This window comes from Pararcticibacter amylolyticus (assembly GCF_003130405.1).
GTDB lineage: Bacteria > Bacteroidota > Bacteroidia > Sphingobacteriales > Sphingobacteriaceae > Arcticibacter > Arcticibacter amylolyticus.
The window spans coordinates 7,383-9,637 of record NZ_QEAS01000045.1 but is presented as its reverse complement, the minus strand read 5'-3'; the positions used below and the strand labels follow the sequence as shown (position 1 = coordinate 9,637).

At 52.2% G+C, this 2,255-nt stretch carries 2 protein-coding genes and 1 pseudogene; all 3 read right to left on the bottom strand.

Annotated features, from left to right (window positions below; genetic code table 11):
* Window positions 1-1,377 (bottom strand): pre-peptidase C-terminal domain-containing protein (locus DDR33_RS24645; RefSeq protein ID WP_146198867.1); only part of this gene is annotated, 1,377 nt, incomplete at its 3' end.
* Window positions 1,378-1,399: 22 nt separating this feature from the next.
* Window positions 1,400-1,795: a hypothetical protein gene (locus DDR33_RS24640; protein WP_109418456.1), complete on the bottom strand. Its 396-nt coding sequence runs from the start codon at window positions 1,793-1,795 to the stop codon at window positions 1,400-1,402.
* A gap of 27 nt (window positions 1,796-1,822) precedes the next feature.
* Window positions 1,823-2,255, bottom strand: a pseudogene (locus DDR33_RS26120) (hypothetical protein); the annotation flags it as partial.

Genomic DNA, 2,255 nt, shown 5'->3' with positions numbered 1-2,255 from the left:
GGCAAAGCCTGCTGTGCCGCTGCCGGCAAACAGGCTGGTGCTGCCGGAGGGGCTGATCTTCCGGATCCGGTGGTTCTGCTGGTCGGTGACGATCAGGTTACCGGAGGCATCGATCACCAATGCGGAGGGCAGTTTAAACTGGGCGCCTGATCCGGTACCTTCTGCATAGCCGGAATAGCCGGCTCCGGCAAGGGTGCTGACGGTGCCTCCGGGGGTGATCTTACGGACTACATTGTTGCCGGCATCGGCGACATAGATATTTCCCGAAGCATCGGCCACGACGGCCAGAGGGTTATTGAAAGTGGAGGACAGGGCGGAACTATTGGTGTATCCGGCGGTACCGGTCCCGGCATAGGTGCTGGTGGTCTGGCCGGAAACAGTGGCTGCCCCGGTATTGGTAACATTGACGGAGACAGGACTGCCGGAGGTGACTTCGGAGGGGAACGTGTAGGCGATCACCGGGGTGGACGGACCCATGCTGACCCGGATATTGGTGGTGATATTGCCGGTACCGGAACCGTAGCCTTCGGACACCACGTAATAGGTGCCGGCGGAAAGGGTGGTCTGGAGCCAGGACTGGCTGCCGGGGCACTCCAGCTCGCTGTTATCATCGTTCTGGTTGATCAATCCGCCGGAGCTGTTCAGCAGGTACAGATAGGTATCGAGCGTACTGCCGCAGTGCGACAGGGTGACGGTTGCCGTACCGGTCAGGGTAAACTGGTAATAGATATCGTTGCTGGGCTGCCCCATGTCATTGCCCAGACAGGGATCGGCGTTACTCATGGTATGGGTATAGTACCCTGAACTGCTGTAAGTCCCGGCCACGATGGGATTATACATATTGGCCCCTGTTGGGGCCGATCCCGTAGAGGGGCTGCTGATGTTCAGAGTATAATCGCCCGTGGAACTGCTATACCCTTCGACTACTACATAATAGGTGCCGTCTGACAGACCTGAATAGTTAAGCTGCGAAGAAAATCCACAGTAATCGTCGTTACTCATTATCTCATTGCCGCCTGCGTCAAGCAGGTGCAGATAGGTGTCCAGGCTGCTCCCGCACAGGGAGACCGTGAGATCCGTATAGCCGGATATATTCAGCATGTACCATACGTCGGGGCTGGACTGCCCTTCATACTGGTTGCCGTTAACGGAGGCATTATAGTTATCGTAATAGTAGACTCCGCCATAATAGGAGTTGTTATGGGTATCACTGAACTGATTGACGCCACAGGCCGAGAATGTTCCGGCGTCAATGGCATCGTACATGTCGACTCCGTTCTGGCCGAGAACGGAATGACTGATCAGCAAAAGAAGGGACATCAGGACGGGGTACATCCCCCGCCCTGACAGGATCTTACTTTTTAAAGGTCGGGTCATGGCTGACTGGCTTAATAGTGTGTTAGTCTTTTTTTTCTTCTGCGGCTTGTTGCCGCTCGGTGGATGGGATGATCCTGGCCTGCTGCTGAGGGTCCAGAATGTCGGCCAGCTTCCGGTTACGTTCTGCGATCAGGGCTTTGATGTGCGACCTGCGGGCATCGTCGTTCAGGCTCTTGTCGGCCTCCAGGGCTTTCATGGAGTCTTTGTAGTCGGATTGTATTTTGGTTACCTGCTCTGCTTTGACCGAATCGACTTTCAGGGTGCGCTTGTAGTAGTTGAGCTGGGTGCGTTTCTGCTCAGTGGTGCTCTGCACCCGCTGCCGGGCGCGGATACTGTCGGGACGGGTTTGGGCATGAAGGGCTGGGGAGGTGAGAAGATATCCCGCTAAAAAGGCTAAAAAAATGATCAGTGTTTTCATATTAATCTTAAATGTCTTATTGGTTTATTATTGCTTATAGTGATAATTATATTCTTTCAGCACTTTGCCGTTCTGGTCTTTGATCCGCCATAGACGCTGAAATCTGTCATAGTCGTAGTAGGTTGTTATTCCGACGGCATCAGTCTGGCTTCGCATCCCCACAGACGGCTTATAGGAATATACCGTCATTTGAGCATCAACCGGACATAAAGAAATATTGTCTAGCTTGCAATTGAAATTTGTATATTCAAAAGAGGTAAGCCCTGTTATAGTTTTTTCATATAAAGTCCATCCCCCTTTTCTCTGAATAGCAACAAAGCCACTTCCAGGAAGTCCTCCCTGATCATAATACCACATTGACACTTTATACTCTTTCGAAGCGTCTAATCCTGTCTTGGAAATAGATCCTCCGCTAATTGGAAACGAAAGACACATATTGCCATCGAATGCATTGCCTGAC

Excerpts from the sequence above, each read along its gene's own strand:
- DDR33_RS24640 (WP_109418456.1), bottom strand. The coding sequence starts at position 1,795 with ATGAAAACACTGATCATTTTTTTAGCCTTTTTAGCGGGATATCTTCTC.